Source organism: Flavobacterium stagni, from assembly GCF_004122105.1.
Taxonomy (GTDB): Bacteria; Bacteroidota; Bacteroidia; order Flavobacteriales; family Flavobacteriaceae; genus Flavobacterium; species Flavobacterium stagni.
Window position 1 is genome coordinate 595,227 of record NZ_SBKN01000001.1, and the last position, 15,927, is coordinate 611,153.

The 15,927-nt window shown below is 36.0% G+C and carries 15 protein-coding genes; 9 read left to right on the forward strand and 6 right to left on the reverse strand.

From position 1 onward, the window contains the following. Window positions 1-13 precede the first annotated feature (13 nt). The 9 genes from EQG61_RS02595 to EQG61_RS02635 all read left to right on the forward strand — a co-directional run bounded on the left by EQG61_RS02595 (window position 14) and on the right by EQG61_RS02635 (window position 10,416). Entirely contained in the window at window positions 14-1,285 is a 1,272-nt protein-coding gene (locus EQG61_RS02595; RefSeq protein WP_129460328.1) for a lipopolysaccharide biosynthesis protein, read from the forward strand. Continuing rightward, on the forward strand, window positions 1,282-2,547 hold the full coding sequence (locus EQG61_RS02600; RefSeq protein ID WP_129460329.1) for a hypothetical protein: 1,266 nt from the start codon (window positions 1,282-1,284) through the stop codon (window positions 2,545-2,547). The genes EQG61_RS02595 and EQG61_RS02600 overlap by 4 nt, the downstream gene beginning before the upstream one ends. Further along, complete coding sequence (locus tag EQG61_RS02605) at window positions 2,537-3,658, forward strand: glycosyltransferase family 4 protein (RefSeq protein ID WP_129460330.1); 1,122 nt, start codon at window positions 2,537-2,539, stop codon at window positions 3,656-3,658. Before EQG61_RS02600 ends, EQG61_RS02605 begins: the two co-directional genes overlap by 11 nt. Beyond that, window positions 3,658-4,692, forward strand: coding sequence for a GDP-mannose 4,6-dehydratase (gmd, locus tag EQG61_RS02610; RefSeq protein WP_129460331.1), 1,035 nt, complete (start codon window positions 3,658-3,660; stop codon window positions 4,690-4,692). Before EQG61_RS02605 ends, gmd begins: the two co-directional genes overlap by 1 nt. Continuing rightward, a complete protein-coding gene (locus EQG61_RS02615; protein ID WP_129460332.1) occupies window positions 4,676-5,566 on the forward strand; it encodes a GDP-mannose 4,6-dehydratase in 891 nt (296 codons plus the stop codon). The genes gmd and EQG61_RS02615 overlap by 17 nt, the downstream gene beginning before the upstream one ends. 165 nt (window positions 5,567-5,731) lie before the next feature. Continuing rightward, window positions 5,732-6,847, forward strand: a complete 1,116-nt coding sequence (locus EQG61_RS02620) for a DUF1972 domain-containing protein (protein ID WP_129460333.1) — start codon at window positions 5,732-5,734, stop codon at window positions 6,845-6,847. After that, complete coding sequence (locus EQG61_RS02625; protein ID WP_129460334.1) at window positions 6,780-8,084, forward strand: O-antigen ligase family protein; 1,305 nt, start codon at window positions 6,780-6,782, stop codon at window positions 8,082-8,084. The genes EQG61_RS02620 and EQG61_RS02625 overlap by 68 nt, the downstream gene beginning before the upstream one ends. After that, window positions 8,081-9,064, forward strand: coding sequence for a UDP-glucuronic acid decarboxylase family protein (locus EQG61_RS02630; RefSeq protein WP_129460335.1), 984 nt, complete (start codon window positions 8,081-8,083; stop codon window positions 9,062-9,064). The genes EQG61_RS02625 and EQG61_RS02630 overlap by 4 nt, the downstream gene beginning before the upstream one ends. Next, window positions 9,064-10,416, forward strand: coding sequence for an undecaprenyl-phosphate glucose phosphotransferase (locus EQG61_RS02635; RefSeq protein ID WP_129460336.1), 1,353 nt, complete (start codon window positions 9,064-9,066; stop codon window positions 10,414-10,416). The genes EQG61_RS02630 and EQG61_RS02635 overlap by 1 nt, the downstream gene beginning before the upstream one ends. On the opposite strand, the gene EQG61_RS02640 is transcribed toward EQG61_RS02635, so the two are convergent. Genes EQG61_RS02640 through EQG61_RS02660 form a run of 6 tightly spaced genes read right to left on the reverse strand, consistent with a single transcriptional unit; the run spans window position 10,413 to window position 15,926 of the window. Then, a complete protein-coding gene (locus EQG61_RS02640) occupies window positions 10,413-11,597 on the reverse strand; it encodes a glycosyltransferase family 4 protein (protein WP_129460337.1) in 1,185 nt (394 codons plus the stop codon). The two genes, EQG61_RS02635 and EQG61_RS02640, sit on opposite strands and share 4 nt — an antisense overlap. Beyond that, on the reverse strand, window positions 11,597-12,688 hold the full coding sequence (gene wecB, locus EQG61_RS02645; RefSeq protein ID WP_129460338.1) for a non-hydrolyzing UDP-N-acetylglucosamine 2-epimerase: 1,092 nt from the start codon (window positions 12,686-12,688) through the stop codon (window positions 11,597-11,599). The genes EQG61_RS02640 and wecB overlap by 1 nt, the downstream gene beginning before the upstream one ends. Window positions 12,689-12,691: 3 nt before the next feature. Next, window positions 12,692-12,976, reverse strand: coding sequence for an ORF6N domain-containing protein (locus EQG61_RS13880; RefSeq protein WP_235829011.1), 285 nt, complete (start codon window positions 12,974-12,976; stop codon window positions 12,692-12,694). A 27-nt stretch (window positions 12,977-13,003) separates the two neighbouring features. Continuing rightward, window positions 13,004-13,210 carry an ORF6N domain-containing protein gene (locus EQG61_RS13885; protein WP_235829012.1) on the reverse strand — a complete coding sequence of 69 codons (207 nt, stop codon included), beginning with the start codon at window positions 13,208-13,210 and terminating at the stop codon, window positions 13,004-13,006. Window positions 13,211-13,238: 28 nt separating this feature from the next. Continuing rightward, a complete protein-coding gene (locus tag EQG61_RS02655) occupies window positions 13,239-14,549 on the reverse strand; it encodes a phenylacetate--CoA ligase family protein (RefSeq protein WP_129460339.1) in 1,311 nt (436 codons plus the stop codon). Window positions 14,550-14,606: 57 nt separating this feature from the next. After that, on the reverse strand, window positions 14,607-15,926 hold the full coding sequence (locus tag EQG61_RS02660) for a T9SS type A sorting domain-containing protein (protein WP_129460340.1): 1,320 nt from the start codon (window positions 15,924-15,926) through the stop codon (window positions 14,607-14,609). Window position 15,927 lies beyond the last annotated feature (1 nt).

The following is a 15,927-nucleotide window of genomic DNA, read 5'->3' on the forward strand; positions in this document are numbered from 1 at the left end:
CAAACAGACGTAGATGAATCTCGAGAAAATAAGTCATTTTATACGCAGCAAAAAAGCATGGGATTTTTTGATTTATGGTTTTGGACAAGCCGTAAATTTAATTAGTCCTGTAATAATCGTTCCGTATGTGATTTTTGTCTGCGGAGAAGCCGGTTTGGGTAAAATTGGCGTCGGATTTTCATTCGCACTTTTAGTGAATGTCTGGGTTGATTACGGTTCTTACATCAACGGAACACGAGAAATAGCAACTAACACCTATAATAAAGATAAAATCGAAGAACGGTTTTTGACGATTTATGGGGCGAAATTTATGCTCTTGTGTTTCTTTTTATTGCTTGCCGCTCTAATTATTTCAACCGTCCCATTTTTTCGTGTCGATCGCACCCAATTACTGCTGAGTTTGGTGATGGTAGTAGGTCAATTTTTAAATCCGACCTGGTTTCTTCAAGGCATGCAAAATTTTGTGTGGATTACAGTAATCAATATTCTTTCCAAAGGAATATATATTGCTGGAGTTCTGCTCTTCGTTAATCAGTCGAATGACTACATTTATGTCAATTTTTTTAATGGAATAGGGCTAATCATTCCTTCGTTAATCGGCATCATTTATCTTATTCAAAAACATCAGTTTAACCTTCGTAAATTCAAATTTGCATCCTCCATTCAATTAATACGCGACGAATTTTCACTTACCCTTTCGCAGGTATTTTTTGCCGCATATCAATTTGCACCCGTCATGATTGTGAGCTATTTCTGTGGAAATTTTGTGGCAGGACAATACCGTGTTATCGAACATATTGTGATGATTTTTCGAACTTATTTGCAAACATTTTTTAATTTCATTTATCCCGAAATTTGTGTGCAAATCGATAAAGATAAATCAAACGGTTTCCAGTTTTGGCTAAAAGTAAACGGAATTAATTATCTAGTTGTATTCGTTTTGGTCGCTGTAATATTCTTTAATACTCCGATAATTTTACAGTTCTTCAAAGTCAATGCCCACGATATTACAGTATTGAGTTCGTATTTTAAACTCGGTTTAGTCCTACCTATACTTATGGGATTGACCTTTGCTGTTCGTCAATTAATGTTTGCCTATAATTCCAGTTATTATTACGTTAGAATTACCATTTTGGCCACCATAGCCTATCTTTTTTTAATGATCTTCTTGTTAAAACAAATGGGGTTGTCGGGTGCTTTTATCGCTACAATTATGATTGAAATATTCATTATTATTTCCTACTTTGTAATCCTTAAAAAAATGGATTCAAAAAAGTCGTTATGACCTTAAATTTCACAGAGAATTCCTTTCTTACCAAATTGTTATACACCTTATGTGTTTTGGTTTTGTTGCTTAACAGTTACGAAACCACTTTTGTTGTTTGGGGATTCACGGCTTTTATAACTTTACGAAAAAAGTATTCCGTTACTTTTTTACGATTACAATTGCTATTGGGTTTAGTTATCCTTGTGGCTTTGTTCAGTGCACAGTTTACGGCTCATAAATCCTATGTGTATTTCAAGGATATCAGTTATTTGCTCAAACCTATGCTTGGTTTGGCTGTGGGGTATAACATCTGCAAAATAAACGGGAAACGATTTTTTTCAACCGCCTTGTATGCAGGAGTTTTATTAGCCATCATTCATATTTTAACCATCCTTGTTTGCTTTTTTATTTTTAAAATAACCACGATGCACTTGTTGCGTCACTACGGCGGTTATTTTAACGATTATGAAATCTATACATTGGTGTTGTTGATTTTTTCCAAAGAATTTCAAATCAAAATCAATCCCAAAACTCGCTTGATTTTTATCGTATTACTTTCCATTTCTGCCTTTTTGTATTTGGCCCGAACCAACATGATTCAGTTTGTTGTTTTGATCATGGCCATTAAAGGATATTTTATTTTAAACGCCAAAAACATCAAATATTTAATCTCGGTTAGCGCCATTGTTTTGGCCGCTTATGCTGCTATTTATTATTCCAATCCGTCAAGAAAAGGCGAGGGGCTTGAAGCGTTTTTGTATAAAATAAAAATTGCCCCAATTGAATCTTTCAAGACCAAAATCAATGAAGAAGATTGGAAAGATTTTAACGATAATTACCGCTCATTTGAAAATATAATCACAGTTCGCCAAGTTACTGATAGAGGTTTTCCAACCATTTTAATTGGTAAAGGAATGGGCTCTACTATTGATCTTGGCAGGGAAATGTGGACCAATGACCAAGAGTTTATTCGTTATGTTCCCGAATTACACAATACCTACATGACGATGTATCTCAAAGCCGGGTTAATCGGTGTTTTTTTAACCGTGTTATTTATGGTCTATTTGGGTAAAATGAAAGTTACCTCAGACCCGCTAGTTTATCAACTTAATTTGTTATTATTAGGAAGCGCTATCTTTCTTATTGTCTCCAATTGGGTGTTTTTAGGTCTGTATTTAAAGTTAGATAATAAATCCTTAATCCTAGGTTTTTTAATTGCTTATCGAGAAATCTTAATGAATTCAAAAGCGACTCCAATTACTGAAAAAAATGAGTACTAGAATAAAAATATTTGTAGACTGTCATGTGTTCGATTATGGATTTCAAGGTTCGCGAACCTACATCCAAGGTCTCTATGCAGAATTAATAAAAAACAAGTCGTATGATTTTTATTTTGCGGCAACAGATGTGGAAAACTTAGCCAAGAGTTTTGACAAAGCAGACAATGTTTTCTTTGTCAAATATAAATTGAAAAGTAAATTCTTTAGGTTACTTTTCGACATACCGTTTCTCATAAAAAAGTTAAAAATTGATTACGCGCATTTTCAATATATCGTTCCTCCGATCAAAATGTGTCGTTACATCGATTCCTTGCACGACATATTATTTTTAGAAAAGAGAGAATATTTTCCATTATTAAACCGAATACAGAACGCTATTTTGTTTCGATTAAGCGGTAAGTTTTCAGAATTAATATTAACGGGCTCTCATTTTTCTAAAAACAGCATTGAAAAACACTTCAAATTGAACAATGTGGCCGTTACAGTTTATGGAGTTGAAGATTTGTTTTTTGAAAAATTTGACCGGAACGAACAGCAACAACAGGTAAAGGATAAGTTCGGTTATAAAAACTACATTCTTTACATTTCGAGACATGAACCCAGAAAAAATCATTATCTCTTACTGAAATCATTCGTGGATTTACAACTACATCACAGCAGCGATTTAGTACTCATTGGCGATGTAACCTTTCACGATCCAAAGTTTGATCAATTGTATCAATCCTTAAGTCCGGAAATTAAAAGTAAGATTCATCTATTAAATAAGGTCCCGTATTCTGATTTGATTTTAATTTTACGTGGCGCTACAGTAGCGGTTTATCCTTCCCTTGCAGAAGGGTATGGTTTGCCACCGTTGGAATCGGCAGCTGCGGGAATTCCAACCCTTTGTTCTAATGCCACGTCTATGGCTGAATTTGATTTTTTTGGCGACGATTTTTTTGACCCATTAAATGAGGAAGAATTTAAAATCAAATTAGCCGATAAAATATCCAATCCTAATCCTGAAAAGGCATTAGAAATGTCTAAATTAGTGGCCGAAAAGTACAATTGGAAAGTAGCCTCTGAGGCTTACCTTGCAATACTACAAGCTGATATTAGTAAAAGAAAGTAATGAAGAATGCAATTATAACCGGAATTACCGGTCAAGATGGAGCGTATTTAACCCAGTTATTGTTAGAAAAAGGGTATCGCGTATTTGGAACATACCGTCGTTCAAGTTCGATGAACTTTTGGCGTTTGGAAGAATTAGGCGTGGTTAATCACCCCAATCTAACACTGGTTGAATTTGATTTGAATGATATTACTTCTTGTATTCGACTACTTGAATCTTGTCAACCCGACGAATTTTATAATTTGGCAGCTCAAAGTTTTGTTGGTGTTTCTTTTGACCAACCTATTTATACAGCGCAAGCATCAGGAATTGGCGCTTTAAACATCTTAGAAGCCATTCGTTTGGTAAATAAAAAAATAAAGTTTTACCAAGCTTCTACCTCGGAAATGTTTGGGAAAGTACAAGAAATTCCCCAAACTGAAAACACCCCGTTTTACCCGAGAAGTCCGTATGGTTTTGCCAAATTGTTTGCCCATTGGGCGACCGTCAATTATCGTGAAAGTTACGATATGTTTGCAGTGAGCGGTATTTTATTTAATCACGAATCACCGTTACGCGGTAAAGAATTTGTTACCCGAAAAATTACCGATACCGTTGCAAAAATTCATTTAGGAATGGCGCAAACTTTGGAATTGGGTAATTTAGATGCACAACGCGATTGGGGATTTGCTGGCGAATATGTGGAAGGTATGTACAAAATGCTTCAATCCAATGAGGCCGATTCTTTTGTACTGTCTACAAATCAAACCCAATCGGTTCGAAGATTTGTAGAAATTGCTTTTGAAAATATTGAAATTACGATAGATTGGAAAGGGGAAGGTGCGCTTGAAAAAGGCTACTGTGCTACCACAGGCAAAGAATTAGTTTCTATTAATCCCAAATATTACCGCCCTGCAGAAGTGGATTTATTAATTGGAAATGCGCAAAAAGCAAAAGATCTTTTGGGTTGGATTCCGAAAACCTCTCTTCACGAGTTGTGTTCGATGATGGTTCAAGCCGACCTGACACGCAATCAACATGGAAAATCATTCTAAAACCATATTAATCACTGGAATCACTGGCTTTACAGGTGTTTATTTAAAAAAACATTTAGAAGGCAAAGGCTATCGTGTGGTAGGTTTTTCCAATTCAAAAAGTGATGATCCCACTATTTTTCATTGCGATTTAACTCAGCCGGACCAAGTTCAAGAAGTTATCACCCAACTTTCTCCTGACTATGTTGTACATCTAGCGGCCATTTCATTTGTGCAACATCCAGTGACTTTGGATTTTTATGAAGTGAATGTTTTAGGAACACAAAACGTGTTAAAAGCCTGCTTGAATTTAACCAAACCCGTAACTAAGATTCTTTTAGCTAGTAGTGCAACCGTTTACGGGAATCAAATCGGGAGTGAATACCATGAATCCATGAATCCTAATCCAGTGAATCACTATGGAATCAGTAAATTAGCTATGGAACAAGTGGGTAAAATGTATTGGGAACAATTGCCCATTTTAATGGTTCGTCCCTTTAATTATACCGCTCCAGGACAAGAATCCCATTTTGTGATTCCAAAAATTGCAGCTGCTTTTACATCTAAAGCACCTCAATTAGAATTGGGTAACTTGGACGTCTATCGTGAATACAATGGTGTGAATTATGTAGTTGAAGTTTATGAACGACTCCTATTTTCAGAGGTTACGCAAGAGATTGTAAATGTGTGTTCAGGGAAAATGCACTCGTTGCATGAAATCTTAGATCTATTTTCAAAAATCACAGGTCATCAACCCCAGATTTCAATCAATCCACAGTTTGTGCGACCGAATGAAATCCAATATTTATGTGGTTCGGTTCAAAAGTTAAAACTACTCATTGAACTCCCCACTAATAATGATTTAAGAGAATTGCTGACTTCATTCGTCAACTAAATTATTGATTTTTAGTTAATCAATTTCGTAATAATCAGCTGAATCATCGGGTCTTTAAATTTTTAATTTTAGATGTTTCCTCTATTTTCTTGTTTAAAAAAATGAAAATAATGTTATTAATTCTGAAAGAATACGAGTAATTTTGTATCCCTGAATAAAATAAACATGAAAATCGCCATTTTCGGTACCCGTGGAATTCCAAATCATTATGGGGGATTCGAACAATTTGCAGAGTATTTCTCTGTTTTTTTAGCCGAAAAAGGTCACGAAGTAGTTGTCTACAATTCCCACAACCATCCGTATCAAGAACAACATTTCAAAGGGGTTCAAATCGTACATTGTTATGATCCTGAATACCGCATTGGAACGGCCGGTCAATTCATCTATGATTTGAATTGTATCTTGGATATGCGCAAACGCAATTTTGATATTATATTACAACTCGGTTATACGAGCAGTTCCATTTGGCATTTTTTATTGCCAAAAAAAGCAATGATTATCACCAACATGGATGGTTTGGAATGGAAGCGAACGAAATATTCTAAAAGCGTTCAACAGGTGTTGCTTTATGCAGAGAAATTAGCGGTAAAGAGTAGCGATTATTTAATTTCAGATTCGATAGGAATTCAAAAATACCTTCAAACCAAATACCAAAAGCCTTCGGAATATATTGCTTATGGCGCCCATCTATTTGAACAACCCGACGAAACCGTACTCTCAAAATACGACTTAGAAGCCTATAATTACCACATGATACTTGCCCGATTAGAACCCGAGAATAGTATTGAAATTATTTTGGATGGTGTTGCGAAAAGTAGCGATGAACAGCCGGTTTTGGTCATTGGAAATCATAATACGGCATTTGGTAATTATCTAAAAACCAAATACAAAGATTGCTCTAAAATTCGTTTCATAGGAGCCGTTTATGACATCAATCAACTGAACAATTTGCGGTATTTTTCCAACTTGTATTTTCATGGGCATACTGTTGGCGGAACCAATCCTTCGTTGCTAGAAGCCATGGCCTCAAAAGCCCTTATTGTGGCGCATAACAACGAGTTTAATGCAGCAATTTTAAAAGAAAATGCGTTTTATTTTACATCGGCAGAAGATGTAAATAAAATACTAATTGAAACCAAAAAAAGTGATAACTTGCAGAAAATTGCAAATAATTTTGAGGCAATAGCCAACGAATTCAATTGGGAGATTATTAATGGCAAATATGCTCACTTTTTTGAAGAATGTTTTTCCAAAGGAGTTAACGGGAAAACGGAATTATAATGAAATACTGCTTACTCTAGTAGCTGTCGCTATACCCACTAAATATATTTTCATTAGCTTGGCATTAATGCTTTATGTGGTATATGCATGCTATTCTGGGATTCGATATAAAACATTTGTTTTTAAAAAAGCTTTAGTTATTCCAGTAGTATTTTATGGGATCATGTGTCTTTCTCTTTTTTGGACGCGGGATAAAGCGTTAACGCTTTCTGGATTGCAAAAAGAATTGCCTTTTTTGTTTGTTCCAATTGCCATGATGATGACACCAAGATTTTCAAAGGATTCCATCAATCGAATTCTTAGAAATTATAGTTGGTTTATGGTAATATACGCACTCGTTTTTATTTTTCGTGCTTTGCTTCGTTTTATCATAACTCAAGATACTTCTGTTTTTTTCTACCATAATTTGGTTACCAACGATTTAAATGCCATATATATCTCTATTTTCGCTTCGTTAGGATTACTCTATTTTGTGGCTAAGAATGACCAAAAAACGGCAACCAAAGCCGCGTCCGTGATTCTATTTTTATTCGTGCTTTTACTTTCTTCTAAAAGTATAATAACCATTGACGTCATCCTCATTATAGCGTTTTACGCTTTTTTTGCAGAAATACCTAAAAGTATTAAAACGGTTACCATTATCTCAGTAATCACCTTTGTTGTCTGTTCTTTTGTGTTTGTAAAACAAGTAAGAGAACGCTTTTTGATTGAATATGAAACCGCTTTTGTAGACAATACTATTAATACCAAAATTGGGAATGGCAATGTCTACAACATTAGTTTGCACCAAGCATGGACACAAGATAAATTTGAGCAAAATCACTTTTTCCCAGGTACTGCCTTGCGGGTTTTTCAAGTGAGGGTTTTCACAGAATTATTAGTTGAACATGCAATTTTATGGACGGGTTTTGGCCTTGAAGCTTCACAAGAGCAAATAAAAAGCAAAACGCAGCAATATGGATTGTACGGGAATTACGGCGATTTCAATTACCACAATCAATATGTACAGACTTTTTCTGATTTAGGGATTTTCGGATTTTTATGTGTTCTCATCATGGTGGTTTGGAATTGTAAAAATGCATTTATTTCAAAAGATTTTCTTCATATAGCTTTCTCTATTACTATGATAATCCTATTTTTGTCTGAATCATTTTTCTGCAGACAACGCGGTATAGTATTTTTCATATTGCTCTACTGTTTATTTCAAAATGCAGAAGTGAAAATTTCAAAAAAATGAAGAGAATTTTAATCACTGGAGCAGCGGGTTTTTTGGGGTCCCACCTTTGTGATCGTTTTATATCGGAAGGCTACTTTGTGATTGGAATGGACAATTTAATTACAGGGGATTTAAAAAACATCGAACATCTTTTTAAAGAATCTAATTTTGAGTTTTATCATCACGATGTGACCAAATTTGTTCATGTTCCAGGGGAATTAGATTATATCCTTCATTTTGCTTCACCGGCAAGTCCGATAGATTATTTAAAAATCCCGATTCAAACCTTAAAAGTAGGTTCGCTGGGCACCCACAATTTATTAGGATTGGCTCGCGTAAAGAAAGCCCGTATTTTAATTGCATCCACTTCTGAAGTTTATGGTGATCCACTAGTGCACCCGCAAACCGAAGATTATTACGGAAATGTCAATACCATTGGACCACGTGGCGTTTATGATGAAGCCAAACGTTTTCAAGAATCCATCACTATGGCTTACCATACTTTTCATGGTGTGGAAACCCGTATTGTACGCATATTTAACACTTATGGTCCACGCATGCGACTGAACGATGGTCGTGTGATTCCAGCGTTTATTGGTCAAGCTTTGCGCGGTGAAGACCTTACCATTTTTGGTGACGGACACCAAACCCGTTCGTTTTGTTATGTAACAGATCAGGTGGAAGGGATTTATCGCTTATTATTATCGGACTATCATTTACCTGTTAACATTGGGAATCCAGACGAAATTACCATTAAAGACTTTGCCGAAGAAATCATAAAATTAACTGGGACAACCCAAAAGATTGTTTACAGACCATTACCCGAAAACGATCCGTTGCAACGTCAACCCGATATTACTAAAGCTAAAGAAATTTTGGGTTGGGAGCCTAAAGTGGGTCGCGCTGAAGGAATGAAACGCACCTATGATTATTTCAAATCGTTATCCAGCGAAGAACTTCTACGCGAAGACCACAAGGATTTTTCGAAATATATTATTTAATGAAGCCAAAAGTAGGTAGATATTCGGGGTACTTAAGACCCTTTACATATGCCTTCGACTGGGCAGTTATCAATGTATTGGCGTATTTTTTACTGCCAGACGAATTTATATCGCTCTACTTTTCTTTTTTTATATCCTTTTGTTGGTTTATCATCGCTATCAACACCGATTTTTATGAAGTGTACCGCTTTACCAAAGTGGTTTCGATATTTAATAAAATCGTCAAGCAATTTTCCTTATTTACAATAATCTGTTTTGCTTTTTCTGGGTTTTATTCCAAGACTACTGCTTCAGTTGAGATTCTTCACTACATTGTAACCTCGGTAGTTGTCATCACTTTTTTCAAACTTTCTATATTTTATTTACTTCGAAAATACCGCACATTATTTGGAGGGAATTACCGAAGAGTTGTAATTATCGGAAATGGTAAATCGGTTCCATTATTGGAAGAGTTTTTTAATAACAATCCCGATTATGGATACAAATTAGAACATTCTTTTGATTTAATAGAAGATAAGAAGCAACAAATAGAATCGTGTTTGGAATATGTTCAAACTCAAAACATTGACGAAATTTATTGTTCCCTTCATGATTTAGCCAATACTTACGTCAATCAAATCATTGATTTTTCTGATAATAATCTTAAAGTATTAAAGTTTTTACCCGACAACAATGAGATTTTTACCAAGAATCTGAAGTTTGAATACTACGGTTATATTCCTGTAGCTTCGCTTCGAAATATTCCTTTGGATGAGTCGCTCAATAAATTTGTAAAACGATCTTTTGACATCCTCTTTTCTCTTTTTGTCATCATTGGACTGTTATCTTGGTTAACGCCAATCATTGGTTTGTTAATCAAACTAGAATCCAAAGGCCCCATCTTTTTTAAACAAAAAAGAAATGGTTTGAATTACGAGGAATTTGATTGCTATAAATTCCGTTCCATGCGCCCCAATGATTTTGCGAATTCCAAACAGGTTTCCAAAAATGACCCCAGGATAACTCGATTGGGATCTTTTTTGCGTAAAACCAGTTTGGATGAATTGCCTCAGTTTTTTAATGTCTTATTAGGTGATATGTCTGTCGTAGGGCCGCGTCCCCACATGATTAGTGAAACAGAGCGATTTGCGCAAAATGTCGATAAATTCATGGTGCGCCATTTTGTTAAACCGGGTATCACGGGATTAGCTCAAACACATGGTTTTCGCGGTGAAGTGGAAACCGATAAAGACATCATTTATCGTGTGAAATATGATATTTTCTATTTGGAAAACTGGTCGCTTCTCTTGGACTTAAAAATTATATTTTTGACTGTGATTAATGCCGTAAAAGGCGAGGAAAAGGCATATTAAAAGACATCATTGGCAAGTAAGCTTTTTACTTGTTTTTCAATGTCAAAGGTCTGTTTTGCTTGAATAAAAATTTTCGATTTCATTTCTTCCAATTTTTCTTTCGTTAGCAAATCAATTGCTTTTAATTGAGCATTCATTGCATCATAATCACCCACAGGAACGACCCAGCCCATATTGTTTTCAAGTACAATGTTTTCTCCTTCGCCACCCCCAAAATACAAAATAGGAAAACCCAAACTGCCGTATTCAAATATTTTTGAAGGAACCGAACCATAAATGCGCGTCGTTAAAGGGACAATGGCGATATCAAATCGTTTTAAGGTTTCATGTAATTCACTCCGTTCCATCATACCATGAAAAAAAATGGGCTGCTCGGGATGAGCATTTAGATAGTTTTCAATTTCATTTTTTTCAGCACCATCGCCAAAGATATGTAGCTCAATACGCGTTCCCGTTAATTCAATAGTTCGGCACAAATCAAAAACACCTTGTGCAACGCCTAAAAGTCCGGCGTAAAAGATTTTTATTGTAGGCTCTTGGGTGGTAACTAGTTCTAAGTTTGACACCGCATGATCGGGAAAATTGCGGTACAAATAGCCTTTTTTATCGGGAAATAAGGTATGAACGTGATCGAGGATTTCCTGAGATTGACCTAACAGTAACGTCGCTTTTTTGTATATAAAACGCTCCATAAAAAGGGAGATTTTATGCGAAAACGAACCCTTTTTCAGCGCATTTAATTCTATAGCCGCCAAAGGCCACAAATCGGAGACATTCAAGATGATTTTTTTTCTTTTTAAAGAAAGTACAGCGACTGATAAAAACGACAATAATAACGGCGGTGACTGGACAACTACTTTCTTCGGTGTTTTTTTGAACAGTAAAAACAACACTAAAAACGTTGAAAATGAAAGAATGGACAAGATCCGCTTGAGAATGTTTTTGCTATTACTGGGATAAATCCAAAGGCGTTTTACCCGAATCCCTTTTTGGTTTTCCGTTACAGAAAATTTTCCTTTGTATTCTGGGAATAGTTCTCCTTTGGGATAATTCCCTAACGGACATAAAACGGTAACATTACACTGGTTTTTTTGAAGTTGCAACGCCATTTGTTCAATACGATTGGCTGCCGCTCCTTTTTCTGGAGGATAATAATTGGAAATAATGAGTATATCCTGCATTAGATTTCTTTTTGCAACAAAATTTCGATAATTCGCTCCGATGCTTTGCCATCCCATAAGTCGGGAATCCCCGCCTTTTTCATTCCATTTTGAAGAAAAGTGGTATAGGTTTCCACTAATTTTTCAACTCTTGTACCTACTAAATGATTGGTCCCCACGGAAATAGTTTCAGGTCGTTCGGTGTTATTGCGTAAAGTAAAACAAGGGATTCCCAATACGGTGGTTTCCTCTGAAATTCCACCACTATCCGTGATGACCGTAAAACTATTAGCTACCAAATACATAAAGTTCAAATAGCCTTGCGGTTCAATAAAAACAATATTTTTAGTTTTTAATTGACGTTCACCCAATATGGCTTTGGTGCGCGGATGAATAGGAAAAATGATCTTTTTCCCTTGGGCTAATTGATCAATGCCTTCTAATAAATTAACCAACGAATCTTCTTCATCTACATTCGCAGGACGGTGTAAAGTGAGAATGATATAATTTCCTTTTTCCAATCCCATGTCCGACCAAAAAGTGGGTTGTTCAAAGCGATGTTGGTTTTGGTATAAGGTATCAATCATAACATTACCTACAAAATGAACCTGTTCTGGATTTGCTCCAAAACGAATCAAATTATCAGTTGCGGATGTTGAGGTGGTAAAGAAATAATCGGTAATACTGTCGGTAACAATTCGGTTGATTTCTTCCGGCATGGTCATATCCCCCGAACGAATGCCCGCTTCGACGTGGGTTACCTTGATATTCATTTTTTTGGCGACAATCGTACAGGCCATGGTCGAATTCACATCACCAACAACCAAAACCAAATCGGTTGGATTTTCCAATAATTCTTGTTCGAAAGCCACCATAATATTCGCTGTTTGCACCGATTGTGACCCGCTTTTTACTTCGAGATTTGCATTGGGTTTGGGGATATTCAGCTCTTCAAAAAACGTATCGCTGAGGTTTTTATCATAATGTTGACCGGTATGCACCAAACGATAGGAGAGTGGAGCTCCCGCTTTTTGTTTTTGTTCGATCGCCCGAATAATCGGAGCAATTTTGATGAAATTGGGTCGTGCACCAGCAACGATAGTAATTTTCATAATTTAATTTTTATAACCAATGGGTTTTCTGGTAGTAGGTTGAGTATCGCTTAGCTCGTCCAAATACGAAAACACCAATTCAATATTTTTATCGTGGTTGTCCACTTTTTGTTCCAAATGCTGGATTTTCTCATGCAATTCCGAATGGTCTAAAATCCATTGCCGCATTTGTGTAAACAAACGCATAATTTGAATATTCACCGAAATAGCTTGATCGGAATGAATGACACTTGAAAGCATGAGTATTCCGTGTTCGGTGAACGCCATCGGGGCGTGACGTAATCCCATTTTTAATGATTTGGAAGACGCAAATTGCTACCTCCAATCCTGGAATTCCTCATCCGTTAATACGAACATAAAATCTTCTGGGAATCGAGAAAGATTTCGTTTAACGGCTTCTTTTAATCGTTTCGTTTCAATTCCATACAATTGGGCCAAATCGCGATCCAATAGTACTTTTTGGTTCCGAATAACATAAATTTTATCCAGCACCGTTTCATTCGGGCGCATAGGTGTTTGCATAGGCGAAGAATTAATTAGTTATTTTGGTTTATATCAAGGAAACAAATTGCTTTAGCTTCCCACTTTTACTTCGAACTAATTTTTCTTTTCGAGAAAAATGAAAGGTAAGTCCCGATTCCAAATAGGTTTCAATCGCTTTTTCTATGTCTTTTATTTGAGATTCAGTTAAGGCGATCCGACTCACATATTCGATTTCAAATGTATCAATTTTGGTTTGTTTTATCACAAATTCTTGCACATTTCCATCGTCTTCAATAATGCTTTTGGTAACGTAATAGAAAGTAAGCCCCGGCGATTTTTTTCCACTGGGTAAAATAGCAATATCATTAGTTCGCCCAATTAGTTTTTTTAATATCGGTTTTTGAGGTGTACTTTTTTCATCCAAAACCCCAATATCTCCAATATCATAGCGAATAAACGGGTGGGCTTTGTTATATAATGATGTAATCACAACCCGACCCTCTTGACCGTTAGGCACCGGATTGTCTTTTTCGTCCAAAATCTCCACAAATAACGTTTCCGCATTTACTTGCCATTCCCCATCAGGATTTTGAAACGCAATTAAATCCAATTCGGAAGCGCCATATTCATTGACGGTTGGAATCCCAAATTGTTTTTCTAAAAGGAGTTTATCTTCGGGAAACAGCATTTCAGAAGTCACTACACAACATTTAAGAGTAGGACAAACTTCTTTTAAAATGATATTTTTTTGTTGTAAAAATTTGGCAAACAAAACAATCGAACTGGTGTAGCCATTGATGTTGTCAAACTTTTTTCTTCGAAAGGTTTCCAAAACTTCTTCTAACACTTTATCAGACAAATCAAAAATAGGAAACCGATATCTACCGCTGATGAAATCCTTGAAGCGCTCTTTAGCATAACCTAATTTGTCCAACGGAATCCCATAAAAACGCGCTTGATAGGAGCGATTAAAATCAATACCAAATTGACCAAATTGATAAATGATATTCGACCAAGTTAACGCATGAGTCAATTTGTCTTTCGCAAAAATGAATGGATCACCACTGGACCCCGAAGTTTTGTTGATATAAACGTTTTTTAATGTATATCCCTTAGATAAGCGGTCAATCAATGGTTTTTGAAAATGCTTTTTGGTCATCACCGGCAGACTGTTCCAATCCGTAAGGGAAAGATGTGCCGTTAACTCTTTGTAAAGAGGATTATTAGATTGATGAAAAGTAACGATGTTTTTCTTTTTTTGTTCCAAGATATTGGCATAGTTTTCTTTTTTCTCTGCTATAATTTCTGTGTACAGCTGATGGGCTTTACGCATGGGAAAGCCATTAATTTTTAAGGAAAGACTAAATAATCCAAACATAATACAACAAAAAAGGGCCGACAAATTGCCAGCCCTAAAAATAGTATTTTCTAGTGATTAATTCTTGATTACTTTAATAGTTTCAGAACGATCACCTGATTTAATTTCAAAGAAATAAACACCCGGAGATAAAGAAGAAATATCCATAGTGTTTTCTAAGTTATTGAAGTTTTTAGTAAACATTGATTTACCTTCAACATTCATAACGTTTACTGTATACGAATCCGATGAATCAGAAGATAAAGTTACTTGTGATGTCGCTGGATTTGGGAAAACTTTAAATTTAGAGCTAGCAAAAGTTGAATTTGCTAATGATCCGCCAAATTTGAAGATACCTCCACTTGTAGAGCTATCATTGTAGCCACCACACCATCCTGTTGTAGCATTTAAAAATGCACTAACACCACGTTGGTTCCCTGAATCGATAGTAGTCCAAGTTACGCCGTTATCAGCACTGAAAGCAGATCCGCTACCGCCTGTAGTTGTTCCTGCACCAGTAGCAACAATAATATTTGAGTTGGGTACAGCGCTTAATAAACGATAAGTCCCAGTAAATGGAGTTCCTGATGACCAAGTAGTTCCACCGTCTGTTGTTGTGTAAAAGGTATAAGTTGTACCTACTGTTTTTAACATGAACCCATTCGTTGTAGAACTAAAATCCAAACGTGCACTTTGAGCCGTTCCTCCAAAATCAGTAACGGGTGCTTGAGAAACAGACCAAGTAACACCTTGGTCAGTTGATTTTAAGATACGACCTTTATTGGTAACTAACCAAACTGTATTTCCAATTGCTTTGTTACCATTATTATAGCCATACTCACCATTTGTTGGATTTGGAATATTAGCACCAGGAACTAAAGTCCAAGTTGCACCACCATTAGTAGTTCTATAAATTTCAAACTCCCCGTTGATTGGGTCGCCGGCACTAATACCATTGTTTGCATCAAAAAAGTGAACATAGTTTACAAACGATGATGCATTGGTATATCCTAGCGGATTTTGTTGTGTCCAGCTTTGACCACCATCTTGCGTTTTGTAAATTACACTTCCCTGACCTGTAGTTCCATTTACGGCACTAACCCAAGCTGTAGTCCCATTTATTGCTGAAATATTGTTAATTCCCAACAAAGAATCACCCACATCAATAATGCCTGGAGTCCAAGTTAAACCACCGTCTGTAGTTTTAGTGAATTCTTGTACGTTTTCTCCAGCCCCAGACCCATCAAAAGCAAGCCCCCAAACTGTGTTTGCATCAACAATTTCAATATCGCTAATACCTCTGGATAATACGATAAAACCCGTAGCTTGAGGATTCCAAGATTGTGCGAAACTTAAGGCTGAAAAGCCAATAAAAAAAGAGAGTAAAGTTTTTTTCATA

Coding starts and splice junctions, on each gene's coding strand:
- EQG61_RS13880 (WP_235829011.1), bottom strand. CDS start 12,976: ATGGGATTACGTCACGCCCCGATGGCGTTCACCGAACACGGAATACTC.
- wecB (WP_129460338.1), bottom strand. CDS start 12,688: ATGAAAATTACTATCGTTGCTGGTGCACGACCCAATTTCATCAAAATT.
- EQG61_RS02660 (WP_129460340.1), bottom strand. CDS start 15,926: ATGAAAAAAACTTTACTCTCTTTTTTTATTGGCTTTTCAGCCTTAAGT.
- EQG61_RS02595 (WP_129460328.1), top strand. CDS start 14: ATGAATCTCGAGAAAATAAGTCATTTTATACGCAGCAAAAAAGCATGG.
- EQG61_RS02635 (WP_129460336.1), top strand. CDS start 9,064: ATGAAGCCAAAAGTAGGTAGATATTCGGGGTACTTAAGACCCTTTACA.
- gmd (WP_129460331.1), top strand. CDS start 3,658: ATGAAGAATGCAATTATAACCGGAATTACCGGTCAAGATGGAGCGTAT.
- EQG61_RS02620 (WP_129460333.1), top strand. CDS start 5,732: ATGAAAATCGCCATTTTCGGTACCCGTGGAATTCCAAATCATTATGGG.
- EQG61_RS02605 (WP_129460330.1), top strand. CDS start 2,537: ATGAGTACTAGAATAAAAATATTTGTAGACTGTCATGTGTTCGATTAT.
- EQG61_RS02600 (WP_129460329.1), top strand. CDS start 1,282: ATGACCTTAAATTTCACAGAGAATTCCTTTCTTACCAAATTGTTATAC.
- EQG61_RS02625 (WP_129460334.1), top strand. CDS start 6,780: ATGGCAAATATGCTCACTTTTTTGAAGAATGTTTTTCCAAAGGAGTTA.
- EQG61_RS13885 (WP_235829012.1), bottom strand. CDS start 13,210: ATGCAAACACCTATGCGCCCGAATGAAACGGTGCTGGATAAAATTTAT.
- EQG61_RS02640 (WP_129460337.1), bottom strand. CDS start 11,597: ATGCAGGATATACTCATTATTTCCAATTATTATCCTCCAGAAAAAGGA.
- EQG61_RS02655 (WP_129460339.1), bottom strand. CDS start 14,549: ATGTTTGGATTATTTAGTCTTTCCTTAAAAATTAATGGCTTTCCCATG.
- EQG61_RS02630 (WP_129460335.1), top strand. CDS start 8,081: ATGAAGAGAATTTTAATCACTGGAGCAGCGGGTTTTTTGGGGTCCCAC.
- EQG61_RS02615 (WP_129460332.1), top strand. CDS start 4,676: ATGGAAAATCATTCTAAAACCATATTAATCACTGGAATCACTGGCTTT.